Here is a 25,474-nt window from a genome sequence, read left to right as displayed (position 1 = left end):
AGCCACTTTTCCTGCCACATTCGAACATCCTACTGAAAAAGTGGCAACCGGTCCAAGCCCTTTCGGGCTAGTTTAAAAGGATCTGAATATGACGAGGTTTCTCATGTCCGGCTTACAAAACTTCTTTCTTTCAGCGGCCGTTGTCACGGTAACGTTTTCCTCTTCTCTGGCCGCACAGGCGCAAGACGAAAAAGCGCCCCAGACGCTGTTTACCAATGTCCATGTCTTCGACGGTGTGAATGAGCAGCGCATCGAGAATGCCAGCGTTCTGGTCGAGGGAAACCTCATTAAATCCGTTTCGACTGATGCGATTGAGGCACCGGATGCCACCGTGATCGATGGCGGAGGACGGACACTGACCCCCGGCTTTATCGAGCTCCATGCGCATCTCATGTTGATGGGCCCGACGCTTCCGGCGATGGAGGCCAACACGACGTGGGAAGACTTCGCCATTCACGGCGCCCGGATGGCCGAGATGTACCTGATGCAGGGCTTCACCACTGTCAGGGATGCGGGCGGGGCCAATGGAGGACTTCGCAGGGCAATCGACTCGGGTCAAATCGAGGGCCCCCGTTACTATCCGTCCGGTGCGTTCATCGGAACCCGGGGTGGCCACGCCGACTTTGCCAATTTCACCGCGCCGCCGGGTTCGGAAACCAATATGAGCCGCCTGAACCTGGCGCAGGAGGTCAGCGGAGTTGACGACGTCTACAAATTCGCGCGCAACAATTTTCGCATGGGTGCGACGCAACTGAAATTCATGCAGTCCGGCGGTGTGGTTTCGGCATTCGACCCCTGGCAATTGCTGGCGGGATCTCCTGAAGAGATCAAAGCCGCAGTGCAGGTGGCAAATGAATACGGCAGCTACGTCATGGCGCATTCCTATCGTAAGGAAGCGATCCTGGGTGCGCTCGACGCAGGTGTGATGTCGATAGAACATGGCTTCTCGTTTGACTGCGAAATTGCCCAGGTCATGAACGAGAAAGGGGCCTACATCACCACGAACCTGACAGCCTTCGATCCCGGCCTGCTGGATATTCCGGCGGTTGCCAATGTGCCGTCCAGCCTTGCCAAGGCGAAATCGGCCTCAGCCACTTTCGCTGGCTACATCGACAACATGAAAAAATGCCCGGTCAAGCGCGGGTTCCAGACAGATTGCGTCGGCTCGGTCGAGGCGTGCAACATCCAGATCGCCTACGAGAAGCACCTCAATAACGAATTCTTCGGTCCCTACACGTCATTGGTGACGCTGACCTCGACCGGTGGCGAGGTTGTGGCGCTGTCGGGCGATTTCATGAACCCGTATACCGCCGGCAAGCTGGGCGTGATCGAAGAAGGCGCCTATGCCGACATTCTGCTGATCGATGGCAACCCGCTCGAGGAATTCTCGGTGGTTGGTACCGGGGATCAGTGGTTCGGTGCTGATCCCAGGCCCGACAGCCCGGAAACCATTCGCGTGATCATGAAAGACGGTGTAATTTACAAAAACACGCTGGATTGACCGCAGAAATCACCCGGAGGTTCTTAATGCGTCACTGGTTTTTCCTCGCTGTCGTCGCAGCCATGTCCTGGTGCGCTCAATCTGCGGTGGCGATGTCAGGCACAGCGCTGGACTGGGCTGATTTGCCCGACCCGTCCGTGCAGGAATTCGAGGACCCGTACCGGGACCTCAGCCCCGAACAATTCGACGACGTTCTGTTTGTTGTGCGGTTGCGCGGCAGGCTGCAGCAGGACAAAGGCAGCGCCGAAGAACGGCAGAACTGGCAAGAGCTTCTGACCGAGACCGAGGATGCCTTGCTGGCCGGTGGTGTGGATGTCGACTGGCTGCTGGATCAGCGGGAAGTCGTGACTGAACGCCGAAGAAAGGCGGGGACTGCCGGTAACCCGCAATTCGACGGTCAGACAATTACGCTGGCGGGTTTTGCTATTCCCGCACCCAGCGACCCGGACGGCCAGCCCGTGGCCTATTTGGTGCCGGAACGCGGAATGTGCAGCCACATGCCCCCTCCTGTGCCCAACCAGATGATCCGGGTGCGGCTGAACGGCGATTGGACGCCCAGCTATGTTCATGAACCTGTGCGACTGACTGGAAAGCTGACAATTGATCCTTCGGATCAGGAACTGATGGTTGTCGATGGACTTGTGCCCATGCGCGCAACTTTCCAATTGGAGACGGACAGCGTCGAAACTTTGGAAACAGAGGCAGACAGGCTGGAGTGGAAAAAGCAGGCAGCAGATCGTCTCCGCGCGGCGGGTGACCGCAAGACCGGTGGGGCAAGGATTTCCGAATGATAAGGCACCTGATTGCCGCCGTTTTTGTCATCGCGACCGTTGCTGCAGCCAATGCGCAGGGGCTGTCAGGACCTTCATCCGTTGAGGCCGATCTTGAACCCGGGGACGGGCTGACCGACCCGCAATACCGTTCGGATTTTCCGCGCAACATCGCGCCGGGTTGGTTCAATTGGAAAGATCGGCTGGCCGAAAACGGGGTTCGGTTCAACCTGGATTATCTGGCGTTGGGCCAAACCACGAATGCAGACTGGGGAACCGGAGAAGCAGCCAGCGGCATCGCGCGCTTTTACGGAAACTGGCAAGCGACCGAGCGTGGCTCTCTGACATTCAAGATCGAGCACCGGCACAGCTATACGGATGTTGCGCCGCAGTTTCTTGGACTGGACGGCGGCGCCCTGTCGATCACCGGGACGGCTTTCAACGACACCGGGCTGCTGTTGACCAATCTGTTCTGGACGCAAAGGGCCGACGACGGGGCGTGGACATTACAGTTTGGTCAGATCGATGTGACCGACTTCGTTGATATCTACGGTCTGGTCAGCCCATATAGCGGGTTTCAGAACCTGGCATTCAACACCAATCCAACCATCAATGCCCCAAATCCTGGGCTTGGTATTGCCGGGGGCCTCAAGCTCAACAGCAATCTCTATGTGGTCGCCAGTCTCGCCGATGCCAATGCCGACCCGTCCGATCCGGATTTTGATGTTTTCAGCGATGGCAATCTCTTCAAATCGCTCGAACTTGGTTACACATCCGGCTTCGACCGCATCTATTTTGACAATGTCCATCTTACCCTCTGGCACGCGGATGCCGCCGACGACGGCAGCCGCCCCGAAGACTATGGCGGTGCGTTCTCTGCTGCTTGGTTTGTGGACAACAAATGGATGCCGTTCCTGCGTGCCGGGGCCGCGAAAGGGACGGCCGCGCTGTACAAGCGGTCGGTCTCGGCCGGCATGGGATATTACGGCCGAAACACCGATCTGGCCGGGTTGGGCCTGAACTGGGCCGAAGCCCGCGGCATCGACGGAGACCAATTCACAGTCGAGGCGTTTTATCGCTTTTCGATTTCGCCCGGCCTGCAGATCACGCCATCGGTGCAGTTCATTTCCAATCCGCTGCTGAACCCAAATCAGGATAATATCACGCTGTTCAGTCTGCGAACCCGGATCGTTTTCTGAGGTTCGCCCGACGTCCTGAACAACAAATAACAAGGGAGATTCCGTAATGAAGACCCTGTTGGCCGCAAGCGCCCTGGCAATAATCTTTGGTGGCGCGTTGCTTGCCAGTGAAGAAAGCAAGACATGGGACGCGTCAGATGAAGCCAGGCAGTTCGTGAAGGACACAATCGTTCTGGGTATGCTGGCCAGCCCCTACGGCACCGGCTGGACCGAGTACGAACAGTTGCACACCTACTTTGAACGTGCTCGGGAAAATGGCATCACGGGGCATGAGATGACGCTGGCAGCCGCTGGCATGTCCTTTGAATCCCTGCTTGAGCAGCACTACCATTTCCGCGCAGCCATGGCGCAACAGCCTGAAAACTACCTGATCGTGAACGAGACACGCGACATCGAGGCCGCCCATATCCAAGGCAAGACGGCGGTCATCTGGAATAGCCAAACGGCAACGATCCTGGATGGCGATCTCAGGAAGATGGCGTTGCTGAAGGACATGGGCATCAAGAGCATGATCCTGGCCTACAACGATATTTTCCGAACGGGTTCGGGACAATTAGCAGCCTACAACGGACGTGACATCGGCCTTACGCCCTGGGGCAAATCCGTCATCGATGAAATGGTGCGGTTCGGCATCCTGCTGGACCTCAGCCATACTGGTTCCAAGACCGCCAACGACGCCATGGACTGTATGGACGAGAATTACCCCGGCTTGCCTTATGTCTACACGCATTCTGTGCCTGCCGGACTTTACGCAAACGAACCCAATGCCACGGCACGCGGGTGTTATAGGGCCATTCCCGACGACGAGGCGCTGCGCGCGGCCAAGTCGGGCGGATACGTATCGCCGACGTTCACCGAATGGATGATGGACGGCGTCTGGCCCGAGGATATCTCGCCCAAACAAGCTGCCGACATGATCGATTATTACGTCCAGCTTGTGGGTGTCGACCATGTCGGGATCGCAACGGATGACATGTTCTCGCTCGAACTCGTCGTGCAGTTCGCAACTGCAAACGCAAGCATGTACGATGATGGCGGATACATGATCGACGCCTTCAACAAAGGAGCCACCGGCAACGGTGAACTCGCCAAGATCCTGGCGGCCATCACAGATGATCTTTGGGCGCGCGGCTATTCCAACGAGGATCTCGAAAAGATCTATGGCGGCAACAAGATGCGGGTCTACGCGCAGGTCTGGGAGGGCAAGCCGCCCGAACAATTTCTGAAAGAATACCCCGAGCGTCTGCGCTTGCGACAAGAGCTTCGTGACGGGTTCTATTCACGTTAGACCAACAACAAACACCCGCGATGAACGCAAAGTGGCGTTGTCGCGTCTTTATTTGAAAAGACGCCAGAACATCAGGGCTGAAGTATGGTGGGTGATGAGAGACTCGAACTCCCGACATCTTCGGTGTAAACGAAGCGCTCTACCAACTGAGCTAATCACCCGTGACGGTGCATGTAGCCAAGCCTGCGCGCGGGCGCAAGAGGGTCCGGAACAAATTCTTGCGCCAAAGGACAGGAACGGACCGGATCAGATCAGCGATTTCGTCAGACCACTGGCCCACAAATTCCTTCGCCGCAGGGAAAGGCGCTTGCGTGTTCCCTGCTGCCTCCGATATTCCCGAAAGGACTGAAACCACAGGAATGCGCATGATCCTGACCCGCGCCTGCCGTTTTCTCATTGCGGCCCTGGTCCTTGGCACCCTGACGCTGGCTCCGGTGCGGGCCACCGCCGAGGGTGTTCTCGTCTTTGCGGCGGCCAGCCTCAAGACGGCACTGGATGAAATCGTCCCTGCTTTCGAAGACCGGACCGGGCATCAGGTGACGGTGTCTTATGCCGCATCCTCAGTTCTGGCGCGGCAAATTCAGCAGGGCGCACCGGCGGATCTTTTCATCTCGGCCAATCAGGACTGGATGGATCAGTTGCAGGACATGGGGCTGATTGCGCCCGATTCCCGTATCGATCTTCTGGGCAACGGTCTTGTGCTGATAGGCCCTTCCCGTAAGGCACCCGCGCAAGACCTGTCCGCTGATTTCGATCTGATGACCGCGCTGGACGGCGGGTATCTGGCCACGGCGCTGGTCGATGCCGTCCCTGCGGGTGTCTATGCCAAGGCCGCGTTGCAAAGCCTCGGCCTGTGGGACGATGTGCAGGAACAGGTTGCACAGACCGACAACGTGCGCGCCGCACTTGCGCTGGTCGCAAGCGGCGCAGCCCCGCTGGGGATCGTCTATCGATCCGATGCGCAGGCCGAAGCCCGGGTCAGCGTGGTCGCTGCGATACCGGGTGACCTGCACCCCCCAATCGTTTATCCCGCCGCCCTGACCGCAACCGCCAATCCGGCAAGTCGGGCCTTTCTCGAACACTTGCAATCTACGCCATCTCAGGGCGTTTTTGCCGCGCAGGGTTTTTCCCTGCCGAACGGGTAACGCCGATGGGTTGGTTGGGACCAGAAGAGCTTGAGGCGCTGAAACTGTCCCTGCGGGTGTCGTTCTGGGCCACACTGGCCACGCTGCCGTTTGGCATTTTTGTGGCCTACGCCTTGGCACGCTGGCGCTTTCCGGGGCGGCAGGTGCTGAACGGGCTGGTGCATCTGCCCCTGATCCTGCCACCTGTCGTGACCGGATATCTGTTGTTGCTGACCTTCGGCATTCAGGGGCCACTAGGCAGCTTCCTGGCCGAGTTCGGCATCGTGTTTGCCTTTCGCTGGACCGGCGCGGCGCTGGCCGCCGGCATCATGGCCTTTCCCCTGATGGTTCGCGCCATCCGATTGTCGATTGAGGCGGTGGACCCCAAACTGGAACAGGCAGGTGCGACCTTGGGGGCCTCACGGCCCATGGTGTTTGCCACCGTGACCTTGCCGATGATCCTTCCGGGCGTCATCGCCGGGGCAATTCTGGCCTTTGCCAAGGCAATGGGTGAGTTTGGGGCCACCATAACATTCGTGTCCAACATCCCCGGCCAGACACAGACCCTGCCATCCGCAGTCTATGCGTTTCTGCAGGTTCCCGGCGGTGAGGCCGCCGCAACCCGGCTGGTCATCGTGTCCATCATCATTGCCATGGGCGCGCTGCTTCTGTCCGAATATGTCGGCCGCCGTGCGGCGGAACGGGTGGCCGGGTCATGAGCCTTTCTGTCCGTCTGCAACAGGAACTGCCGGGGATCGATCTGGACCTCAGCTTTGACGCACCGCCCGGTGTGACCGTCCTGTTCGGGCGATCGGGTTCCGGCAAGACCACCGTTGTGAATGCGGTGGCCGGTCTGCTGCGTCCCCGGGCGGGGCGGGTGGCCGTGGATGACTGGGTTCTGTTCGACACGGATCAGGGACTGTGGCTGCCACCTCACCGGCGACGTCTTGGCTATATCTTTCAGGAAGGCCGCCTGTTTCCGCATCTGACCGTCCGCCAGAACCTTGCTTACGGCCGCTGGTTTGCGCCCCGCAGGGCGCACCGTGAAGATCCCGGCAAAGTGATCGAAATGCTGGGCGTTGGTCATCTGCTAGATCGCCGCCCCTCGGGCCTGTCGGGTGGCGAAAAGCAGCGTGTTGCCATCGGCAGGGCGCTATTGGCCAGCCCCCGCCTGATACTGGCCGACGAACCGCTCGCCGCGCTGGATGAAGCCCGTAAGGCGGAAATCCTGCCCTACTTCGAGCGGCTGCGGGACGAAGTATCGGTGCCTATCCTCTATGTCACGCATTCCGCCGCCGAGGTGGCCCGGTTGGCGACCTCGGTTGTGGCCTTGCAGGACGGCAAGGTCGTGCGGCACGGTCCCGCCTCGGACGTGCTGGCAGACCCTTCTGTTGCACCTGCCGGTGTGCGCGCGGTCGGCGCGGTGCTGCGGGTTCGGGTCCACGATCACCACGCCGACGGGCTGAGCGAACTGGACGCGGGCGGTGCACGCCTGTTCCTGCCTCGCATCCCGCACCGGGTCGGGGAAAACCTGCGCATTCGCATCCCGGCGCAGGAAGTCATCCTGTCAGACCGAAAACCCGAAGGTCTGTCGGCCCTGAACGTCCTGGAAGGCACGGTCGATACGATCCGCGCCGGTGACGGTCCGGGGGCAATCGTATCGGTGCAAACCCCCGCGGGCCCGGTTCTGGCCCGCGTCACACGTCGGTCGGTGTCGGCCCTGGGCCTGGCCCCGGGACGCACCTGTTACGCCGTAATCAAAACCGTGGCTCTGGCACCTCAGGATGTCGGCGGCCGGGTGAACACAAGCTGATCCGTCCGGAGCGGCATTCCGGATACGAACCGCGGGCATTCCCCGACCAAGTCACAGAAAACAAGGTGTTGAACCTGCCTGCGTGCCCTCCTATCGTGCCCACTCAGAAAAACCAGTCAGGAACAGGCCATGACCGACCAAATTGCACATCCCATGTCCCCGCAGGATTGCCTCGTGGCGATCATGGTTGCGGTCTCGGCCTCGGACGAAAACATTCGCACTGCCGAATTGGTCAAGATAGAAACCGCCGTCAACATGCTGCCGGTCTTTGCCGATTACGACATCGACCGTACCCGCCGGGTGTCACAAATCGTGTTTGACCTGTTCGAACAGGAAGACGGCCTGGACGCCCTGTTTGGCCTGATCCGGGAAAACCTGCCCGAGCGGCTGAACGAAACCGCCTACGCGCTGGCCTGCGACGTTGCAGCCGCCGATGGCACCCTTGCGGAAACCGAACTGCGCCTGCTCGAGGAAATCCGGTACGAACTGGACGTCGACCGCCTGCACGCTGCCGCGATCGAGCGTGGCGCCCGCGCCCGCCACACCGTCTGAGTTCAACTGCCGTAAAGTGACCCCCAGCGCTCGATCAGCGTGCGCTGCAGCTTGCGCGAGCGCCTGTTCCAGTTGCGCGCACCCTCGGGGCGTTCGCGCAGCGCACGTGGAATTGTGGCGCGCCGGTCCACGTCGGCGGTAAAGATGGCAAAGGCCAGATCGGTTCCGTCAACCGTGGTCAAAAACCCGCCCAGGCCGGAAACGAAATTCAGCGTACCGGTTTTGGCGGCTACCTTGACGGGGTGATCCCGCACGGCGCGTCCTTTGCTGTCGGTCAGGGTGAAGGGCTTCAACAACGGGCGCAGCACATTTGTCTTGCGCGCCGCCACCAGTGCCTTGACCAGATCGCCGGGCGCCATGCGCGAGGCATCGCCCAGACCCGAGTGATCCACCATGGCGATCCGCTCGACACCATAGGTTTCAGCCGCCCATCGGTTCATCTCGGACGCGGACTCGGCCAGGGTCTGCGGTCGCGCGCCCCGCGCCCGTGAGGCCGCTAACCCGACCATCTCGGCCGTCAGGTTGGTCGAGTATTTCAGCATTCCCCGCAGGATGCTCTCCAGCGGGTCACTCTGGTGCACCACCAGAACCGTACCTTGGGGTGCCTGCCGTGTGACCTGAACCCGGCCCAGAACGATGCCGTTGACCCGCGCCAGCGTGCGAAACACATCGCCCGCATATAGCGCCGGCTTTCGAACGGGCAGCCACCGCGCGCCGCCATTGCCCAACGCCGCCTTGGCAACAGTCCACCGGTCCTGCCGCGCACTGGGCTGGTAGGTGTAAATCGGCAAACTGCGGGTTTCGACCTGCATCGTCGCCATGTCGACGGCCGGGTTATACCGTGCACTGCGCGCATCCATGGCCACATCATAGCCCTTGCCGTCGCGCTTCCATTCGAAATGAACCCGGTTGAAATTCAGCGATATGCCACTGATCGCCGGGCTGTAGCCCAGATGATCCGGCTGGCCCGGGTCAATGCTGTTCACGTAGGGCAGCGCGCCATTATACACTTTGAACGCGCCGCGCACCTCGGTGATCCCGGCCTCGCGCAGATTGGCCGCCATGCTGGCAAGTGCATCCGTATCCAGCAGCGGATCGCCGCCACCCACAAGGATCAGGTCGCCCTTCAGAATACCGCTCTCGACCGGTCCGTCCGCCATCAATCTGGTTTCAAACCGATGCTCTGGCCCCAGCACATCCAGCGCATACAATGCCGTCAGCGCCTTGGCCACGCTGGCTGGCGGCAATCCGTCCTGCGCGCCATATCCTTCCAGCTGCGCCCCGGTTTCCGCATCGGCGACGGCAAAGACGACCTCACCCTGCAGTCCGGCTGCGCGGACAATCCGCTCGACACCGTTCAACTCCGGCCCGCGCATCTGCGGCCGCAGTGACACCAGCGGCGCCCCAGCCAGTCCGGTAGCAGGGATCAGCGCGGCCCCAAGCCCGCCAAGAATGAATCGACGCGAATAACGATCAACCATAGGTCAATTAAAATCCCAGAGTTTTCGCCCAAACAACCGCCTGCACAGGATTATGTGGCCATGGGGGCTATTCCGGCAACACCTGATTTGCCCATTCACCGCGCCCGCGTATTTCGGTCGAGCTGACATCGACCATCGGCACATTCACGAAACACCAGGCCGGGGCGCTGGCCCGCCCCAGCAAATGCCGCGCCTGCCCGTCAATCCTATATCTTGCGTAAGCCCGCGCTGCCGGAGACATCCGCGCCGAAATCCGGTCGCCGGGCCGCGCGACCACACCCACAGGCACACTGTCCATGATCTTCCGCCAGTCTTTCCAGCGGTGAAACTGCGCCAGATTATCCGCACCCATCAGCCAGACAAACCTGACCTGCGGATAGAGCCTCTGCAACGCCGCCAGAGTATCCGCCGTCGCCCGCGTTCCTGTCAGCGCCTCGATATCCGTGACCTTAACCCTTGGGTGCCGCATGACCGCCCTTGCCGCCCGAACCCGCTGTTTCAGCGGCGCGGGGCCACGCTCTTTCAGCGGATTGCCCGGTGAAACCAGCCACCACACCCGATCCAACCCGAACGCCTTCATCGCCTCAAGCGTCACATGCACATGGCCTTGGTGCGGCGGATCAAAGGATCCACCGAACAGCCCCACGACCTGCCCGGGCCGCGCAAAAGGGATCGAATACCGCTTCATTCTTTGCTGATGTTCAAATTCGGTCGGGCTTGTCAATCAACTGGTTGCACCGCGTCGCCCAGGCGGACCTGCCCGGATCGCACCACTTCGGCACACCAGCCGCCATGTCCGCGCACGGCTGAGTAGCCACCTTTGCCCAGCGCCTCCTCCATTCGGCTGCAGGGCGCACAAATCACGGTGAACCGCAAAATGGCCTCACCCACCTGCACCTCGCGCCCCTTGAGCGCGGCCAAATTGATCCCCGAAACCACCAGATTGCGTCGGAGGGTTTCTGGCAAAACAGGCCCCTGCCCCAGATACGCACCGATTGCCGCCAGATGTTCCTGCTGGATCAGCGTCACTGCGCGTTTACCTGCACGGCCCCGATCGCCCTCGGCTCCGGCCTCGGATACCAGAACCTGTTTCACAGGGATCATCGCGGCCCGCCTGTCCGGCCGCAACCCGATCCATTCAACGTGCCCCGGCTGCGCCCATCCAGCTATCAAACCTGCCAGTTCCGACAAAACACTCTCCCATTCGATCATGGCCACAATACCCGTCGCGATCCGTGAACGAAATTCACGAAACCACCAGCTTGCCCCGCCCGTCCCGCTTGGATATCTAGCGTTCCAACCCAATTTCCCGACCCAGAGGACGCGACATGGCCGCCTATCAATATGTCTACCACATGCAGGGTGTCTCCAAGACCTATCCCGGTGGCAAGAAGTGCTTTGAAAACATCCACCTGAGCTTTCTGCCCGGCGTGAAAATCGGTGTTGTCGGCGTCAACGGCGCGGGTAAATCGACGCTGATGAAGATCATGGCCGGCCTCGACACCGATTTCACCGGTGAGGCTTGGGCCGCCGAGGGTGCCAAGGTCGGCTATCTGCCGCAGGAACCGCAGCTGGATGAATCGCTGACGGTCCGCGAAAACGTCATGCTGGGCGTGGCCGCGAAAAAGGCCAAGGTCGACCGGTTCAACGAAATCGCCATGGAGATCGCCGAGAACTACTCGGACGAGCTGATGGAGGAAATGACCACCCTGCAGGACGCCATCGACGCGGAAAACCTGTGGGACCTCGACAGCCAGATCGACGTCTCGATGGAGGCGCTGCGCTGCCCGCCGGACGACGCCAACATCGCAAACCTCTCGGGGGGTGAGAAACGCCGTGTGGCGCTGTGCAAGCTGCTGCTGGAAGCGCCCGACATGCTGCTGCTCGACGAACCGACCAACCACCTGGACGCCGAGACGATCGCCTGGCTGCAACAGCACCTGATCGACTACAAAGGCACCATCCTGATCGTCACCCACGACCGGTATTTCCTGGATGACATCACCGGCTGGATTCTGGAGCTCGACCGCGGCCGCGGCATTCCGTACGAGGGCAACTACTCCGCGTGGCTGGAACAAAAGGCCAAACGGCTGGAGCAGGAAGCGCGCGAGGACAAGTCCAAGCAAAAGACCCTGCAGCGCGAACTGGAATGGATGCGTCAGGGCCAGAAGGCCCGTCAGGCCAAATCCAAGGCCCGGATCAACGCCTATAACGAACTGGCCGAACAGTCCGAGCGGGAAAAGCTGACCCGCGCCCAGATCGTCATCCCCAACGGCCAGCGCCTTGGCGGCAAGGTGATCGAAGTTGAGGGCCTGTCGAAACACATGGGCGACAAGCAACTGATCGAAGGGCTGGACTTTGCCCTGCCCCCCGGCGGCATCGTCGGCGTCATCGGCCCCAACGGCGCCGGTAAATCAACCCTGTTCAAGATGCTCACCGGTCAGGAACAGCCCGACAGTGGTACCATCACGCTGGGCGACACGGTCGAGCTGTCTTATGTCGACCAGTCCCGCGATGACCTGAAAGATAACGACACTGTATGGGAAGCGATCACCGGCGGTGCCGAGATCATTCAGTTGGGCGACGCGCAGGTCAATTCCCGCGCCTATTGCTCGTCTTTCAACTTCAAGGGTGGTGACCAGCAGAAGAAGGTCTCGCTGCTGTCAGGGGGTGAGCGCAATCGCGTCCACATGGCCCGCCTGCTGAAAGAGGGCGGCAACGTCCTGCTGCTCGACGAACCCACCAACGACCTTGACGTCGAAACCCTGCGCGCACTGGAAGACGCGCTGGTCGATTTCGCCGGCTGCGCCGTTGTCATCTCACACGACCGCTTCTTCCTCGACCGGATTTGCACGCATATCCTAGCGTTCGAAGGCGATGCCCACGTGGAGTGGTTCGAGGGCAACTTCGAGGATTACGAAGAGGACAAAAAGCGCCGTCTGGGACCGGACGCGCTGGAGCCCAAGCGATTGAAGCATAAGAAGTTTGCTAGGTAGGTTTTCGAATGGGCGCAGTCGCGCCTAGTCGAGCGGAACGGAAACCGAGTGGGATGGAGTTTGACCCATCCTTCCGCCGGCGCAATCTTACCCATTTCCGCGCTGCGGCCCTGTCCAAAAAAAATGGGCCAATTCACTTACTCAGAAAATTTGCTCTAAGGACAACAATGACAGAACTTCAACAGGCAATCCAAAGCGCATGTCAAACCGTGGCGCTACTTAGCAAAGCACGGTGTGTCAGGTCCTACGATCAAAAACCGGACAGTAAATTTAAGATGTTGTACCCTTGGCCAAACGAAAAGGGTCGAAACATTGAGTTATCATCATTTGCAGCCTCAAGGGGGTTGTCTGTAAACTCAACTTTACGAGTCAAATCGCTATTTGTTTCCTATGACACGTACCGAGAGCTTAAGAAAATCCACTTGCCAGAGGTGGATCGCATGCGCGTTAGCCGTATGTTGCTTGATGTAATGCAGATCGTGGAGGGGGGCAAAAAAATCTCTGGTGTTACCGCGGTCTGGGATACAACCGCACATCCAGACCGAGTTGTCCCTCAGTCGATGTCAGACACAGCCGGGCTGGAAGAGTTTGTTAGACACTCAGACAGTATGTTTATGTTTGACAGGCACGACGCAAACGAGAGTGTTAAGTTTCGGCCGGTTGCCTTACCCGCTTTACTCAAAGCCATGCCTGAAATTAAAGATTTGGTGGTGGCCCATGCAGACCGTAGTGAGTTTGCGGGTGAGGCTGTCGACAACAAAAGCCGAAGCCGCCGGAGCGTCGTTCATCAGGGAAACCAAGATTACCTGCAAAAAGTCTTGAAACATACGAACGATTCTGTTCGTAAACTTGTCGGCGATTGCGAATGGTCACATGATCTCAGAAGGGTGATGTCGGATTTCTAAGAGCAGACTGCAATCCTAGGACCAGCGCGCGCTCCCCTTTCGCCAACTGGTAGGCCGGGCTTCAGCCCGGCACCCCTCGAAACACCCACACCTTTACCAAAATCCGCCGATCAATGGCCTGAAACCCCTTCAATTGCTCTGAGGGAAATGGTGGATGCCGGGCTGAAGCCCGGCCTACGGGGGGTGTTCTTTGTTTCACCGCTCTCCGAATGCGCCGTCCGTCACACCACCGCTCCATTCCGGATCAGCAAGCGTAGGATGGGGTTTCACCCCATCACCCACTCAACGACCCTACCCGAACACCCGCACGATCTGTTCCCGCGCACCAAACTTCTTCTAAACTCCAACCTCTCAAATGATGGGGTGAAACCCCATCCTACGGCTCACCGAACGTGCCATCGGTGACCACACCACTCCATTGCGGATCAACCCGGCCCGCGCGAATATCGCGGTGTATCGACGAATACGGCCAATCGGCCGGTTGCTCCACCAACCCATGTTTGACCGGATTGCCCCAACAATACGCCATATGATTGCGGTAATCCCGTTCGTCCCGGATGCAATGTTCCCAAAACCGGCGTTGCCATACAGGCGCTTCGCGTTTATCGGCTCGTAGGCCGGGCTTCAGCCCGGCATACCTGCCGGATGTCACTACAGGCAATTCCCTGGGCACGAGTGCCGGGCTGAAGCCCGGCCTACAACTTGCCTTATTCACACGCATGTTAAACCGTGCCTTGATCGCGCCCCACCGCGTCGAATAATCCGGATCCCCAGGTGGCAGGGTCCATACTGCATGCAAATGATCCGGCAACACAACAAACGCATCGCACCAGAATGGCCGCTCCCTCTGCGTCATCGCAAAGGCCGCCCTCAGATGCGCCAGTTCGCGTGTCAACAGGTCCGACGAACGATCGGCCAAAGAAACGGTGAAGAAATAACTGGCGCCGGGAATGCGGACACGCCGATAGTTGGACATGCATCCGGTTTACGGCAGCTATAACTACCAACTCTTAAAGGGGTGGACTGAAACGGTAAGGGACCGGAAGGACGGGCGGTTCCACCCATCCAGCGACTCATTGCATACGCGACCGCGCAACGCCAAAGCACCGCGCCAACGGACTACAGAATTCACTTTCGAAATAACAGGGGGTCGTTCGTTACCGCGCCTACCCGGACCGGCTGCCACCCATCCTTCTGAACCCGAACAGTCCCGCCAAAGCACCGATCAGCAACAACCCAGTGGCCGGAATTGGGACGGCAGAGACATTCACTTCTGTCACGGTACCTTCCGACCCGGGCTCTTCGCACCACAATTCACAGAAGTCGGGCTCTGTAACTTCCGTCAATTCCTCATCCTGTTCGATGGGATCCTGTTCGATTGGGTCCTGCTCCAACTCCAGCTCTTCAAGATGCCGAATTTCTTCGAGATGGCGATCAGAGGTTGCTGCCGACTGGATGATTCGGAACATGTCCCATTCCATATCCTCACGGGATTTTTCGCTCGAATACGTGGACAACCGGTTGGTTTCCCGTTCGATACCATCAGGCAACGGGCTTTCCCAATCAACTGTAACAGTCAATGCATCGGTAGAACCAGCCCAGCAAAGGACCGCAAATGTACAAACAAGTCTCATATCCGCCCCCACGGTTATGTGCGTTACTATAGCACCAAAAGCCTGCTTTTCAAAACATCGTAATATCTGAATAAAATCCGAGGGTTGTGGGCGGCCCTGCTTCTCTACCCTGTTGTTTTTCGGGTGCTCTGCGACTCGGGACTCAACTGACGATTGCCCGGGCACGGTCCATGGTGGTAGGCGCTTCTGTCATTTCTGCTCAGGTTGTCAAAATCACGGTCCCCGTATCAGGTTTGACGTGCGCGGGATTCGGGCCGAACCCTTAGGCGGGAAACCGTAAAAATCGTGCAGCAGGCCCTTAAAACCGTTGTACAAACCACACAAACTCCCTTGTCACACGCCCTGCGCGGTGCCATATCCCGGTTGCTTACGTTTTTCTATTTCGACCTACTGTCTCCGTTTCCGGCGCTCAGTCTATCGATCCAGACCGACGACGCCAGGCTGCCGCAACCCCGTGGGCAGCATCAAAACAGGAGACAACGGACATGCCAGCAGGCACCGTAAAATGGTTCAACACCACCAAAGGCTACGGCTTTATCGCACCCGAAGATGGCGGCAAAGACATCTTCGTACACATCTCGGCCGTTGAACGTTCCGGCCTGACCGGTCTGGCGGACAACCAGAAAGTCACGTACGAGCTGCGCTCGGGTCGTGACGGCCGCGAAAGCGCGGACAATATCGAACTGGCCTGACCAGTTAGAAAGGGCGGAGAATCTCTCCGCCCTTTTTCTTGCCGCGCCCTTGAACTGTGGCGCGCAAAATACATCACAATCCCTTTATCAGTGCGCAGCGATTGACCGGATCGTGTATCCTTCCGAGACTGAATTCATGTTTTTCATGAAGGATAGGTGAGCCCACCATGTTCACGCGCCGTGTATTTCTTGCATCGACAGCAGCAGCCAGCCTCACACCGGGAATGAGCCTGGCCAAGAAGAAAGCCGTCGAATACGACCCCACGCCGCAGGTGGTCCGGATCAAGAAACAGTTTCAGCCTGGTCAGTTGCTGGTCGTGCCACGCTCGTTCTATCTGTATTTCGTGACCGAGCCGCGCAAGGCGATCCGCTATGGCTGCGGGGTCGGCAAAGCCGGATTGGAATTCACCGGCACCGCGACAATCGACGTGAAGAAGGAATGGCCGACGTGGCGGCCAACGGACGAAATGATCGAGCGGGAACCGGTGACTTACGCCAAGTTCAAGGACAACGATTATGTCCAGCCCGGCGGAGGAGACAATCCACTGGGGGCCCGGGCGCTCTATCTGTTCCAAAACGGCGTCGACACCTATTTCCGCATTCACGGTACAACACAGCCGCAGACCATTGGGCGGGCGGTGTCAAACGGCTGCATCCGAATGCTGAACGAGCATGTGATCGACCTTTACCAGCGCGTACCATTGGGCACGGTGGTCAGTGTGGTTTAATCCGATCAGGGCGCTGACCAATCCACATCCGCAGCCTGCTCGATCCTTAACCGCCCTTCTGGCCACGGGCGAGCAAGGCTTTGCGCTTCAGCCTCGGTTCCGGTCAGCCATCCTGGCACATCGGACGGATTCAGCAAAACCCCCATGCGATGATGGATCGGCCGGACGTCGGCGTTCGGTTCGCAGGTCACTGCGGCAACCTGATTGACACATAGTCCGCCGGGGGCCTGCCAGGTGTCCGTAATCGCCGCAAATATCAGCGGCGCGCCGTCAACCGACGAAATGCGCCACGCTGTCTTGCGCCGTTTCTCTCCGGTCCATTCGTACCAGCCGTCGACAGGAATCACCGCCCGGCCCACACCATGAAACGCCGTCTTGGCAAACACCGTTTCGGATCTTGCGTTGATGATCGTCTCCATCACCGGGCGGCCCCGCGCGTTGACCCGCCCCACCGGGATCATGCCCCAGCGCATCGGCGCCAGCCCCGCGCTTGTCAGGGTCATCACCTCCTGCCCCGGCTGAATGTTATGACGCGGCGGTTGAGCGGCCACCTCAGCGGGCACACCCAGAATCCGGGCAATCTCGGAAATGGGCCGCGTCAGAAAAAACCGCCCCGGCATGATGCGCTCCTATCGGTTTGCGTTCCCGACCAGCTTCAGAACATCTGGCCCAAGCGCCTCGACAATCAGGGCCACGCCCTGTGCATTGGGATGGATGCCGTCAGCCTGCATGAACCCAAGCGCGGCAGTCGGATCGCCCCCGGCATCAAGACCGGCGAAAAAGCTTTCTGCATAAAGCGTTCCGTGTTTCTGCGCCAATTCAGGATAGATGGCGTCAAAGGCCTGTTTGTAGTCAGGGCCAAAGTTTCCCGGCGCTTCCATCCCAATCAGCAAGACCGCGACATCGGCCGCTTTGGCTGTCTGCAGGATGGTATCGAGGTTCTCACGCGACACCGCAGGATCAACACCGCGCAACAGATCATTGGCCCCGAGGGCAACGATTACGCCATCGACTTCCGGTGTCAGCGTCCATTCGATACGCGCCGCGCCACCGGCTGTTGTGTCCCCCGACACACCTGCGTTGATCAGCGTCACCTCGGCGCCGCGATCTTCAAGCCAGCGGCCGAGCTGAGGGACAAATCCCTCCTGCTCGGGCAAGCCATAGCCATGCGTCAGCGAATCCCCTACCGCCGCGATGACCACCGGTTCGGCTGTGGCCGCAAAGCCGCAAAAGACAAACAGGCCCGACATCAAGGTCTTGCGCAAGGTCCCAACCGCTCCATATCCCAAATGACCGCTCCTTTTCGGAAAGACTGATGACGTCACCAGTTCTCACGCTCCAAGATGCCTCATTGTCGCTGGATGGCAATGCCGGTCGGGTGAATATCCTGCATGGTATCAACCTGACTGTGCGGCAGGGTGAAACGATAGGCCTGGTCGGGCCGTCCGGGTCAGGCAAATCCTCACTTCTGATGCTGATGGGCGGGCTTGAACAGGCGACCCGTGGAACGGTTTCGGCGCTAGGGCGCGATCTGACAGGGCTGGACGAAGACACTTTGGCGCGTTTCAGGCGCGACTACATGGGTGTTGTGTTTCAGAACTTTCACCTGATCCCGACAATGACCGCGCTTGAAAACGTCGCCACGCCACTGGAACTGGCTGGTCACAAGGATGCGTTCACCCGCGCCGAGGCCGAGCTTGAAGCCGTTGGACTGTCGCACCGGCGCAATCACTACCCGGCGCAGTTGTCGGGCGGGGAACAGCAGCGCGTTGCCCTTGCCCGCGCATCGGCCCCCCGGCCGCAGATCCTGCTGGCGGATGAACCGACCGGCAATCTGGACGAAAGCAATGGCGCCGCCATTGTCGAGCTGTTGTTTGGGTTGCGGGACAAACACGGTGCCACCCTTGTTCTGGTAACGCACAGCCACGCACTGGCCCGGAAATGCGACCGAGTCGTGCGCTTGCGGGATGGCCGCATTGCCGGGGATGCCCAACAGGAGGCCGCTGAATGAGCCTGCGGCTGGCCGGACGGTTGGCGCGCCGTGAACTGCGCGGCGGATTGCAGGGATTTCGCGTGTTTCTGGCCTGCCTTGCGCTGGGTGTCGCCGCGATCGCCGCAGTGGGTTCAGTCCGGCACGCGATTCAGGCTGGCTTGGCCCAAGAGGGCGCCGCCCTTTTGGGCGGGGACGCGCAGCTGGAATTCACCTACCGCTATGCCAGCGACGAAGAACGCAGTTGGATGAACGCGTCAGCTCGGCAGGTATCCGAAATCGTCGACTTCCGGTCCATGGCTGTCACGCAACACGATGACGGTCCGGATCGCGCATTGACACAGGTGAAGGCGGTCGATGACGCGTACCCATTGCTTGGCTCTGTCACGCTGGAGCCCGCGATGCCCCTGCCAGTTGCGTTGAACGGTCAGGATGATCTGCCCGGAGCGGTGATGGACCCCGCCCTGATGGATCGGCTGAACCTGGAGGCAGGGGACACCGTCACGCTCGGGACGCAGGAGTTTGTCGTAATGGCCGCGCTGGTGTTCGAGCCGGACGGGGCCGCTGACGGATTCGGATTGGGGCCGCGTACTTTGGTGCGCACCAAGGACCTGGACAAATCGGGTTTGCTGGAACCCGGCACGCTGTTTTCCACAAAATACCGACTGGACCTGCCGCCCGGCACAGATCTTGCCACCCTGTCGACCGAAGCAAAAGAAGCCTTTGCCGGCACTGGCATGCGCTGGACAGATGCTCGCAACGGTGCCCCTGGCATCACTGAATTCGTCGCAAGGCTCAGCGCCTTTCTGGTGCTAGTAGGTCTGTCAGGTCTGGCCGTGGGCGGCATCGGCATCTCGGCAGCGGTGCGGGCGTACCTATCGCAAAAGACGGAAACGGTTGCCATATTGCGCACCCTTGGTGCCGACCGTGCCACGATTTTTCAGACATACATGATCCAGATCGGCATTTTGTCTGTCATCGGCATCGCGCTGGGCCTAGCCCTGGGCGGCGCTGCCCCCCTGGTGCTTTCATCGCTGATCGAAAGCCGGTTGCCTGTTCCCGCTGTATTCTCGATCTATCCCCAGCCATTGGCCGAGGCTGCCCTCTACGGCGTTCTGACGGCGTTCCTGTTCACTCTCTGGCCGCTGGCCCGAACCGAAGAGGTCCGCGCCGCAACCTTGTTTCGCGACGCCCTGACATCGGCGCGGTTCTTTCCCCGTCCTGCTTACGTGATCGCCACCGCAGTGGGCCTTGCTCTCCTGATCTCAGCCGCCGCATGGTTCAGCGGCTCCGCCCGCCTGACCCTGTGGACCAGCGGCGGCCTGGCCGGAGCGATGGCTTTGCTGGCCGCAACCGCGTGGATCATAAGACGGGTTGCCCGAGCCGGCGCCTCGGCGACACGCGGGCGGCCCGCCTTGCGCTGGGCCCTGTCGGCCATCTCTGACCCGCGCGAAGGTGCTGGTCCCGTCGTGCTGTCGCTTGGGTTGGGGCTGTCGGTGCTGGCGGCCGTCGGGCAGATTGACGGAACATTGCGCAACGCAATCTCGGGCAATCTGCCGGACGTGGCGCCGTCTTACTTCTTTGTCGACATCCAGAAAGACCAGATGCCCGGGTTCATGGAACGGCTGGAAACCGACCCGGCGGTCAGCCGCATCGAAAGTGCGCCAATGCTGCGCGGAATCATAACCGGGATCAACGGACAGCCTGCACGCGAGGTGGCTGGCGATCACTGGGTGCTGGACGGAGACCGGGGTATCACCTATTCCGAACGTCCCCCCAAGAACGCGCGCATCACCAAAGGGGAATGGTGGTCAGATGACTATTCCGGCGCGCCGCAGGTCAGTTTTGCCGCGGAAGAAGCTGCTGAGATGGGACTCAAGCTGGGCGATGAGTTGACGGTTAACATTCTCGGCCGGGACATCACGGCCCGACTGACCTCTCTGCGTGAGGTTGACTTCTCAACCGCCGGAATGGGGTTTGTCATGTCCATGAACCCCGGCGCGCTGGCCGGGGCACCGCACAGTTTCATCGCAACGGTCTATGCCGAAGAACAGGCCGAGGCCGCCATACTACGCGATCTGGCAGGGCAATTTCCCAACATCACCGCGATCCGTGTGCGGGACGCGATCGACCGGGTTTCCGGCCTGCTTGCCGGGCTGGCATCCGCCACGTCTTACGGGGCCGGGGTATCTTTGCTGACCGGGTTTCTCGTGCTGATCGGCGCGGCCGCCGCCGGAGAGCCCGCGCGCCGCTACGAGGCCGCAATCCTGAAAACGCTCGGGGCTGGCCGCCGCCGCATTCTTCTCAGCTTTGCATTGCGCGCCGTACTTCTTGGCACGGCAGCCGGAGGCGTGGCCCTGTTGGCCGGCATCACAGGTGGTTGGGCCGTGGCAACGTTCATTTTTGACACCGGCTTCACGATCATCTGGCCATCCGCCCTTGCCATCGTTCTGGCCGGAATCGCCGTGACCACAGGAGCCGGCCTGGTCTTTGCCCTGCGCCCTCTGGCTGTCAGGCCGGCGCGCATCCTGCGCGCCGCCGGTTAGGTCTCAGCGAACACAGGCCACCGGCTGCAAAATCTGCAACAAGCGATCATTATCACAGACCAGCGCGTCCAGTGTGATTTCATCCAGCGACGCATAAAACACTTCGGCTGCATCGCGCAGGGCCAACCGCAATCGACAGGCATCGGTCAGCGGGCACGTGTTGTCCGCATCGGCAAAGCACTCCGTAATCGGCAGATTGCCTTCCACATGGCGAAACACCGATCCGATCCGGATCTGTTCCGCCGGACGGGCCAGCATCATGCCGCCGTTGCGCCCGCGTTGCGTGTTCAGATAGTTCAGCTGGCTGAGCTGGTTGATCACCTGCGCCAGATGGTTTTCCGAGATGTTGCACACTTCGGCAATCTCGGCCTTTGTCACCAGCCGATCCTGATGCGCCGCGCAATACATCAGCAGGCGCACTGCAATATTCGTCCGTTTGGTAATCCGCATCACAGGCCTCCCAAATATCAAGATGCAGTCTTATTGCATGTTCCGCAAAAAAGCGGTTTGACATACATCAATCGAGATCCAGGACGGTACAGCGCATGAAAGACCCGTATTTCTTCGGTTATGGCAGCCTGGTCAATCTGGCCACCCATGACTTTCCCGATCCGCATCCGGCCCGGCTAAAGGGCTGGCGGCGCGCATGGCGCCATACCGACCTGCGCGAAGTGGCGTTTCTGACCGCGGTACCTGACCCCGGTGCCGAAATCGAAGGCATGATCGCGCATGTTCCAAAGAACGACTGGGCAGCGCTGGATCAGCGCGAACGGGCCTACGATCGCGTGACTGCGACGCAATCAGTGACCCACCCCCTGGCGCATGAGGTTGAAATCGCCGTCTATGCCGTTCCGCGGGATCGGCACAATGCGCCAAGCAACAAACATCCGCTGCTGCTCAGCTATATCGACGTGGTGGTACAGGGTTATCTGCGCGCTTTCGGTCTGGACGGAGCAGATCGTTTCTTCGCCACCACGGACGGGTGGGACGCCCCGATCCTGAATGACCGCTCCGAACCCCGCTATCCGCGCCATCAACAGCTCCGCCCCGACGAAACAGACTTCGTCGACGACCGCCTGCGCAGTATCTCGGCAAACATCGTTCAAAACGCATAAAAAAGGGGCCGGATTCAACCAGCCCTCTTCATCTTTTTCAAAATACTCCCGCCGAAGGCACGCGCCGCAAGGCGCGTTTCATCACCCCCGCGCGCGGATCACCTGCAACAGGGGCAACAGGGCCGCCATCTCGGGCCCGCGTTCCATCCCCGTCAGCGCCTTGCGCAACGGCATGAACAGACCTTTGCCCTTGCGGCCGGTCGCTTCTTTCACGGCGCTGGTCCATTTACCCCAGGTTTCGCCGTCAAACGGGCCCTCCGGCAGCAGCGCCATCGCCTCAGCAATGAACGCGCGATCCTCATCGGCGATCAGTGGTTCCGCGCCTACGCGGCACAGCTCCCACCAGGCTTTCAAATCGCCCAGCGTGGTGATGTTCTCGCGCGCCATGGCCCAGAACGGCTCGGCCAGATCTGCCGGAACACCGGCATCGGCAACAGCATCAGCCACATCGGCAAGCGGCAGTGATTGCAAATACTTCGCGGTCAGCGGGAACAGGTCCTGCACGTCAAACTTGGTGGGCGCGGCACCAAAGCGGCTTACGTCGAACCCGTCAATCAATTCGGCCATATCCGCGCGCAGTTCGACCGGGTCGGACGATCCCAGACGTGCCATCAGGCTCAGCAAGGCCATCGGCTGCACGCCCTGTTCACGCAGATCCCGCAGCGCCAGCGTGCCCAAACGTTTTGACAGCGCCTCGCCCTGCGGACCGGTCAGCAGAGAATGGTGGGCAAAGCGAGGGCAGTTACCACCCAGTGCCTGGATGATCTGAATCTGGGTCGCCGTGTTGGTTACATGGTCCGAGCCGCGGACCACGTCGGTCACGCCCATCTCAGTGTCATCCACAACGGAAGCGATCGTATAAAGAACCTGACCGTCACCACGGATCAGCACCGGATCGGAAACCGAGGCTGCATCGATCGAGATGTCGCCCAGAATACCGTCGGTCCACTCGATCCGCTCGTGATCCAGCTTGAAGCGCCAGACCCCGTTGCCACGTTCGGCGCGCAACGCGTCTTTCTCGGCGTCGCTGAGGTTCAGCGCGGCGCGGTCATAGACCGGCGGTTTGCCCATGTTCAGTTGCTTCTTACGCTTCAGGTCCAGTTCGGTCGGCGTCTCGAACGCCTCGTAGAACCGCCCCATCCCGCGCAGCTTGTCAGCGGCCTCGGCATAACGGTCCAGACGCTCGGATTGACGTTCGACCCGATCCCAGTGCAGGCCCAGCCATTCAAGGTCCTGCTTGATGGCATCGACATATTCTTCCTTCGACCGCTCAGGATCGGTGTCGTCAATGCGCAGGATGAACGTACCCCCGTTTTTGCGGGCAATCAGATAGTTCATCAGAGCAGTGCGCAGGTTGCCCACGTGGATGTAACCGGTGGGCGACGGGGCGAAGCGGGTGGTGGTCATGGATATCTCCTGTTGGCGCGGCTCTTGTCACATGAGGGGCGTTTTGTCCAGCAAGCGAATGAGGATCCGGACAGGATTGAGCGTGCCAGTAATGCTCAGGTCGGCTCGACTTGCCAATGCCGGCCCAGATCTTGAAGCCCCGCGACGATCAGCTCAGACAGAACCGAAGGATCGATATCCGCCAGCTTGTTCACGTAAAGACAGGATTTCCCAAGTTTGTGTTTTCCCAGCCGGGACAGGATGTCACCGAAATCAGCATAACCGGGCATGATGTAGATGGAATGCGCCGCCTTGCGCGGGGAAAACCCGGTTGCCAGAAAGTCTCCCTCGCGCCCGGATTTGTAGCGATAGTGATAGCGGCCATACCCGATGATCGAAGGTCCCCACATCACCGGTTCAAATCCGGTGGCTTCGCGAAACAGCGCATCCAGCACCCGCGCCTCGTCTGCCTTTCGCGGTGGCAGGACGGATGACAAAAACCCGTCGACGGCCTGCCCTGTCGGCTGTGTTTTGTTTTCGGATCGGGACATGAGCAAAAATTAACACGTAATGTTTATCCATGCAGCCCATGTCAGGCGGGTAAGATATGGCAAACGACCCATAGCGGGCTAGTTCCCAACCTGGTGTCCTGACAGGGAGAAACATAGTGACCATCAATTTGACGAGAAGAGCAGCGCTCGGCGCTGCTGCAGCAATGCCATTTGCGTCGGCTGCAGCTCCGGTTCTGGCCAATGATGCTGAAACCGGCGCAAACCCGACAACCGCCAGATCGTTCGCGCTTGGTGATTTCACTGTTACAACATTGCTGGATGGCAGTCTGCCGCGCGACGGCGCCAAGGAAATTTTCGGCGGCGGTGCATCGGACGAGGAATTCGCGAGGGTTTCCGCCGAGAACTTTATTCCAGACGACATGGCCCAGTTCTTCTTCACGCCAACGCTGGTCAATACCGGGTCCGAAATGGTGCTGTTCGACACAGGCCTCGGAAAAGGTGGTATTCAGGCGGCACTGGCCGATGCCGGTGTGACACCCGATCAGATCGACGTGGTGGTCATCACCCACATGCACCCCGATCACATCGGCGGTATGACAACCAATGACGCACCGACCTTTCCGAATGCACGCTATGTGACTGCTTCGAACGAATACGATTTCTGGGCAGGGCAGGAGGCTGGTAACCGAGTCGGCGATCTGGTCGCGGCCAAGGTGACACCACTGGCCGACAAGATGACCTTTATCGAAGACGGCGGCGATGTTGCGTCCGGCATCACGGCCATGTCTGCCTTTGGCCACACGCCCGGCCATACAGTCTATCACCTGGAAAGCAACGGCCGGCGTCTGATCCTGACTGCGGATCTGGCAAACCACTATGTTTGGTCGTTCGCCCATCCGGAATGGGAAGTCCGGTTTGACATGGACAAGGCGGCAGCCACAGCGGCACGGCGCAATGTGCTTGGGCTTCTTGCCGCCGACAAAGTGCCGATGATCGGTTATCACATGCCATTTCCCGCAGCGGGATATGTCGAAACCCGTGGTGAAGGGTTCCGGTTTGTCCCCGTCAGTTATCAGATGATGGGCTGACCCCAAAGACACAGGATTTCATAGCGGACCCGGCCCGCCCTTGAACTAGGGCGGGTTTTTTTGCGCGTGTATTTCCACCTGTCGCAACCTGCGGCGGCCTTGCCAGCAAAAGTTCAGATCGCGCAAAAGCCGCAAGACCGGAGGCCTGTTCGAC

26 protein-coding genes and 1 tRNA gene are annotated in these 25,474 nt (G+C 59.9%); 16 read left to right on the top strand and 11 right to left on the bottom strand.

Features of this window, described 5'->3' with window-relative positions:
* Positions 1-88: 88 nt before the first annotated feature.
* Genes ACR0J2_RS14060 through ACR0J2_RS14045 form a run of 4 tightly spaced genes read left to right on the top strand, consistent with a single transcriptional unit; the run spans position 89 to position 4,758 of the window.
* Positions 89-1,501 (top strand): amidohydrolase family protein, encoded by a 1,413-nt coding sequence (locus ACR0J2_RS14060; RefSeq protein WP_480812952.1) that lies wholly within the window; start codon positions 89-91, stop codon positions 1,499-1,501.
* Positions 1,502-1,527: 26 nt separating this feature from the next.
* Entirely contained in the window at positions 1,528-2,292 is a 765-nt protein-coding gene (locus tag ACR0J2_RS14055) for a DUF3299 domain-containing protein (protein ID WP_480812951.1), read from the top strand.
* Positions 2,289-3,470: a carbohydrate porin gene (locus tag ACR0J2_RS14050; RefSeq protein WP_480812950.1), complete on the top strand. Its 1,182-nt coding sequence runs from the start codon at positions 2,289-2,291 to the stop codon at positions 3,468-3,470. The genes ACR0J2_RS14055 and ACR0J2_RS14050 overlap by 4 nt, the downstream gene beginning before the upstream one ends.
* A 46-nt stretch (positions 3,471-3,516) precedes the next feature.
* On the top strand, positions 3,517-4,758 hold the full coding sequence (locus ACR0J2_RS14045) for a dipeptidase (protein ID WP_480812949.1): 1,242 nt from the start codon (positions 3,517-3,519) through the stop codon (positions 4,756-4,758).
* A gap of 85 nt (positions 4,759-4,843) precedes the next feature.
* Here ACR0J2_RS14045 and ACR0J2_RS14040 read toward each other — a convergent pair.
* Positions 4,844-4,919: transfer RNA gene (locus ACR0J2_RS14040), tRNA-Val, on the bottom strand.
* 204 nt (positions 4,920-5,123) lie between these two features.
* Here ACR0J2_RS14040 and modA point away from each other — a divergent pair.
* The 4 genes from modA (at position 5,124) to ACR0J2_RS14020 (ending at position 8,247) form a co-directional block, all read left to right on the top strand.
* Positions 5,124-5,903 carry a molybdate ABC transporter substrate-binding protein gene (gene modA, locus ACR0J2_RS14035; protein WP_480812948.1) on the top strand — a complete coding sequence of 260 codons (780 nt, stop codon included), beginning with the start codon at positions 5,124-5,126 and terminating at the stop codon, positions 5,901-5,903.
* 5 nt (positions 5,904-5,908) lie between these two features.
* A complete protein-coding gene (gene modB / locus ACR0J2_RS14030) occupies positions 5,909-6,601 on the top strand; it encodes a molybdate ABC transporter permease subunit (protein WP_170614171.1) in 693 nt (230 codons plus the stop codon).
* Positions 6,598-7,695: a molybdenum ABC transporter ATP-binding protein gene (gene modC, locus ACR0J2_RS14025; protein ID WP_170614170.1), complete on the top strand. Its 1,098-nt coding sequence runs from the start codon at positions 6,598-6,600 to the stop codon at positions 7,693-7,695. The genes modB and modC overlap by 4 nt, the downstream gene beginning before the upstream one ends.
* Positions 7,696-7,824: 129 nt before the next feature.
* Positions 7,825-8,247, top strand: coding sequence for a tellurite resistance TerB family protein (locus tag ACR0J2_RS14020; protein ID WP_170614169.1), 423 nt, complete (start codon positions 7,825-7,827; stop codon positions 8,245-8,247).
* 2 nt (positions 8,248-8,249) lie between these two features.
* On the opposite strand, the gene dacB is transcribed toward ACR0J2_RS14020, so the two are convergent.
* The 3 genes from dacB to ACR0J2_RS14005 all read right to left on the bottom strand — a co-directional run bounded on the left by dacB (position 8,250) and on the right by ACR0J2_RS14005 (position 10,940).
* Complete coding sequence (gene dacB, locus ACR0J2_RS14015) at positions 8,250-9,728, bottom strand: D-alanyl-D-alanine carboxypeptidase/D-alanyl-D-alanine endopeptidase (RefSeq protein WP_480812947.1); 1,479 nt, start codon at positions 9,726-9,728, stop codon at positions 8,250-8,252.
* Positions 9,729-9,795: 67 nt separating this feature from the next.
* The gene (locus ACR0J2_RS14010) at positions 9,796-10,416 is read right to left on the bottom strand and encodes a nicotinate-nucleotide adenylyltransferase (RefSeq protein WP_170679308.1); all 621 of its coding nucleotides are present in this window, start codon (positions 10,414-10,416) and stop codon (positions 9,796-9,798) included.
* 32 nt (positions 10,417-10,448) lie between these two features.
* Positions 10,449-10,940, bottom strand: a complete 492-nt coding sequence (locus ACR0J2_RS14005) for an MOSC domain-containing protein (protein ID WP_170824871.1) — start codon at positions 10,938-10,940, stop codon at positions 10,449-10,451.
* Between the two features lie 116 nt (positions 10,941-11,056).
* On the opposite strand from ACR0J2_RS14005, the gene ettA reads away from it, so the two are divergent.
* Together ettA and ACR0J2_RS13995 are read left to right on the top strand one after the other, a co-directional pair.
* Positions 11,057-12,724, top strand: coding sequence for an energy-dependent translational throttle protein EttA (gene ettA / locus ACR0J2_RS14000; RefSeq protein WP_010442471.1), 1,668 nt, complete (start codon positions 11,057-11,059; stop codon positions 12,722-12,724).
* A gap of 167 nt (positions 12,725-12,891) precedes the next feature.
* Positions 12,892-13,629, top strand: a complete 738-nt coding sequence (locus ACR0J2_RS13995; RefSeq protein WP_480812946.1) for a hypothetical protein — start codon at positions 12,892-12,894, stop codon at positions 13,627-13,629.
* A gap of 376 nt (positions 13,630-14,005) precedes the next feature.
* On the opposite strand, the gene ACR0J2_RS13990 is transcribed toward ACR0J2_RS13995, so the two are convergent.
* Together ACR0J2_RS13990 and ACR0J2_RS13985 are read right to left on the bottom strand one after the other, a co-directional pair.
* Complete coding sequence (locus ACR0J2_RS13990) at positions 14,006-14,605, bottom strand: REP-associated tyrosine transposase (protein WP_480812945.1); 600 nt, start codon at positions 14,603-14,605, stop codon at positions 14,006-14,008.
* Positions 14,606-14,795: 190 nt separating this feature from the next.
* Entirely contained in the window at positions 14,796-15,209 is a 414-nt protein-coding gene (locus ACR0J2_RS13985) for a hypothetical protein (protein ID WP_480812944.1), read from the bottom strand.
* Positions 15,210-15,748: 539 nt separating this feature from the next.
* On the opposite strand from ACR0J2_RS13985, the gene ACR0J2_RS13980 reads away from it, so the two are divergent.
* Positions 15,749-15,955, top strand: a complete 207-nt coding sequence (locus ACR0J2_RS13980) for a cold-shock protein (protein WP_170378838.1) — start codon at positions 15,749-15,751, stop codon at positions 15,953-15,955.
* A gap of 167 nt (positions 15,956-16,122) precedes the next feature.
* Positions 16,123-16,683, top strand: a complete 561-nt coding sequence (locus tag ACR0J2_RS13975) for a L,D-transpeptidase (protein WP_170679301.1) — start codon at positions 16,123-16,125, stop codon at positions 16,681-16,683.
* 5 nt (positions 16,684-16,688) lie between these two features.
* On the opposite strand, the gene ACR0J2_RS13970 is transcribed toward ACR0J2_RS13975, so the two are convergent.
* Positions 16,689-17,303 carry an SOS response-associated peptidase gene (locus tag ACR0J2_RS13970; RefSeq protein WP_480812943.1) on the bottom strand — a complete coding sequence of 205 codons (615 nt, stop codon included), beginning with the start codon at positions 17,301-17,303 and terminating at the stop codon, positions 16,689-16,691.
* Between the two features lie 9 nt (positions 17,304-17,312).
* On the bottom strand, positions 17,313-17,933 hold the full coding sequence (locus tag ACR0J2_RS13965; RefSeq protein WP_480812942.1) for an arylesterase: 621 nt from the start codon (positions 17,931-17,933) through the stop codon (positions 17,313-17,315).
* A gap of 65 nt (positions 17,934-17,998) precedes the next feature.
* Between ACR0J2_RS13965 and ACR0J2_RS13960 the strand changes: the two genes are divergently transcribed.
* Positions 17,999-18,694 (top strand): ABC transporter ATP-binding protein, encoded by a 696-nt coding sequence (locus ACR0J2_RS13960; RefSeq protein ID WP_170619298.1) that lies wholly within the window; start codon positions 17,999-18,001, stop codon positions 18,692-18,694.
* Positions 18,691-21,219 carry an ABC transporter permease gene (locus tag ACR0J2_RS13955; RefSeq protein WP_480812941.1) on the top strand — a complete coding sequence of 843 codons (2,529 nt, stop codon included), beginning with the start codon at positions 18,691-18,693 and terminating at the stop codon, positions 21,217-21,219. Before ACR0J2_RS13960 ends, ACR0J2_RS13955 begins: the two co-directional genes overlap by 4 nt.
* A gap of 3 nt (positions 21,220-21,222) precedes the next feature.
* Here ACR0J2_RS13955 and ACR0J2_RS13950 read toward each other — a convergent pair whose 3' ends face one another.
* Positions 21,223-21,669 carry an RrF2 family transcriptional regulator gene (locus tag ACR0J2_RS13950; protein WP_170614159.1) on the bottom strand — a complete coding sequence of 149 codons (447 nt, stop codon included), beginning with the start codon at positions 21,667-21,669 and terminating at the stop codon, positions 21,223-21,225.
* Between the two features lie 95 nt (positions 21,670-21,764).
* Here ACR0J2_RS13950 and ACR0J2_RS13945 point away from each other — a divergent pair, with 95 nt between their 5' ends.
* Entirely contained in the window at positions 21,765-22,334 is a 570-nt protein-coding gene (locus ACR0J2_RS13945; protein ID WP_480812940.1) for a gamma-glutamylcyclotransferase family protein, read from the top strand.
* Between the two features lie 81 nt (positions 22,335-22,415).
* Here ACR0J2_RS13945 and gltX read toward each other — a convergent pair whose 3' ends face one another.
* Complete coding sequence (gene gltX, locus ACR0J2_RS13940; protein WP_480812939.1) at positions 22,416-23,741, bottom strand: glutamate--tRNA ligase; 1,326 nt, start codon at positions 23,739-23,741, stop codon at positions 22,416-22,418.
* 95 nt (positions 23,742-23,836) lie between these two features.
* The gene (locus ACR0J2_RS13935) at positions 23,837-24,271 is read right to left on the bottom strand and encodes a DUF1801 domain-containing protein (RefSeq protein ID WP_480491148.1); all 435 of its coding nucleotides are present in this window, start codon (positions 24,269-24,271) and stop codon (positions 23,837-23,839) included.
* 116 nt (positions 24,272-24,387) lie between these two features.
* On the opposite strand from ACR0J2_RS13935, the gene ACR0J2_RS13930 reads away from it, so the two are divergent.
* On the top strand, positions 24,388-25,320 hold the full coding sequence (locus ACR0J2_RS13930) for an MBL fold metallo-hydrolase (protein ID WP_480812938.1): 933 nt from the start codon (positions 24,388-24,390) through the stop codon (positions 25,318-25,320).
* Positions 25,321-25,474 lie beyond the last annotated feature (154 nt).

The organism is Ruegeria sp. CG4 (genome assembly GCF_056537185.1).
The sequence above is the reverse complement of the archived record's forward strand: the minus strand, read 5'-3'. Positions and strand labels throughout refer to the sequence as shown.

Coding starts and splice junctions, on each gene's coding strand:
- ACR0J2_RS13970 (WP_480812943.1), bottom strand. CDS start 17,303: ATGCCGGGGCGGTTTTTTCTGACGCGGCCCATTTCCGAGATTGCCCGG.
- ACR0J2_RS14055 (WP_480812951.1), top strand. CDS start 1,528: ATGCGTCACTGGTTTTTCCTCGCTGTCGTCGCAGCCATGTCCTGGTGC.
- gltX (WP_480812939.1), bottom strand. CDS start 23,741: ATGACCACCACCCGCTTCGCCCCGTCGCCCACCGGTTACATCCACGTG.
- ACR0J2_RS13935 (WP_480491148.1), bottom strand. CDS start 24,271: ATGTCCCGATCCGAAAACAAAACACAGCCGACAGGGCAGGCCGTCGAC.
- ACR0J2_RS14050 (WP_480812950.1), top strand. CDS start 2,289: ATGATAAGGCACCTGATTGCCGCCGTTTTTGTCATCGCGACCGTTGCT.
- ACR0J2_RS13980 (WP_170378838.1), top strand. CDS start 15,749: ATGCCAGCAGGCACCGTAAAATGGTTCAACACCACCAAAGGCTACGGC.
- dacB (WP_480812947.1), bottom strand. CDS start 9,728: ATGGTTGATCGTTATTCGCGTCGATTCATTCTTGGCGGGCTTGGGGCC.
- ACR0J2_RS14020 (WP_170614169.1), top strand. CDS start 7,825: ATGACCGACCAAATTGCACATCCCATGTCCCCGCAGGATTGCCTCGTG.
- ACR0J2_RS13995 (WP_480812946.1), top strand. CDS start 12,892: ATGACAGAACTTCAACAGGCAATCCAAAGCGCATGTCAAACCGTGGCG.
- ACR0J2_RS13945 (WP_480812940.1), top strand. CDS start 21,765: ATGAAAGACCCGTATTTCTTCGGTTATGGCAGCCTGGTCAATCTGGCC.
- modB (WP_170614171.1), top strand. CDS start 5,909: ATGGGTTGGTTGGGACCAGAAGAGCTTGAGGCGCTGAAACTGTCCCTG.
- ACR0J2_RS13990 (WP_480812945.1), bottom strand. CDS start 14,605: ATGTCCAACTATCGGCGTGTCCGCATTCCCGGCGCCAGTTATTTCTTC.
- ACR0J2_RS13975 (WP_170679301.1), top strand. CDS start 16,123: ATGTTCACGCGCCGTGTATTTCTTGCATCGACAGCAGCAGCCAGCCTC.
- ACR0J2_RS14010 (WP_170679308.1), bottom strand. CDS start 10,416: ATGAAGCGGTATTCGATCCCTTTTGCGCGGCCCGGGCAGGTCGTGGGG.
- ACR0J2_RS14060 (WP_480812952.1), top strand. CDS start 89: ATGACGAGGTTTCTCATGTCCGGCTTACAAAACTTCTTTCTTTCAGCG.
- ACR0J2_RS13950 (WP_170614159.1), bottom strand. CDS start 21,669: ATGCGGATTACCAAACGGACGAATATTGCAGTGCGCCTGCTGATGTAT.
- ACR0J2_RS14045 (WP_480812949.1), top strand. CDS start 3,517: ATGAAGACCCTGTTGGCCGCAAGCGCCCTGGCAATAATCTTTGGTGGC.
- ACR0J2_RS14005 (WP_170824871.1), bottom strand. CDS start 10,940: ATGATCGAATGGGAGAGTGTTTTGTCGGAACTGGCAGGTTTGATAGCT.
- modA (WP_480812948.1), top strand. CDS start 5,124: ATGATCCTGACCCGCGCCTGCCGTTTTCTCATTGCGGCCCTGGTCCTT.
- ACR0J2_RS13960 (WP_170619298.1), top strand. CDS start 17,999: ATGACGTCACCAGTTCTCACGCTCCAAGATGCCTCATTGTCGCTGGAT.
- modC (WP_170614170.1), top strand. CDS start 6,598: ATGAGCCTTTCTGTCCGTCTGCAACAGGAACTGCCGGGGATCGATCTG.
- ACR0J2_RS13955 (WP_480812941.1), top strand. CDS start 18,691: ATGAGCCTGCGGCTGGCCGGACGGTTGGCGCGCCGTGAACTGCGCGGC.
- ACR0J2_RS13965 (WP_480812942.1), bottom strand. CDS start 17,933: ATGTCGGGCCTGTTTGTCTTTTGCGGCTTTGCGGCCACAGCCGAACCG.
- ettA (WP_010442471.1), top strand. CDS start 11,057: ATGGCCGCCTATCAATATGTCTACCACATGCAGGGTGTCTCCAAGACC.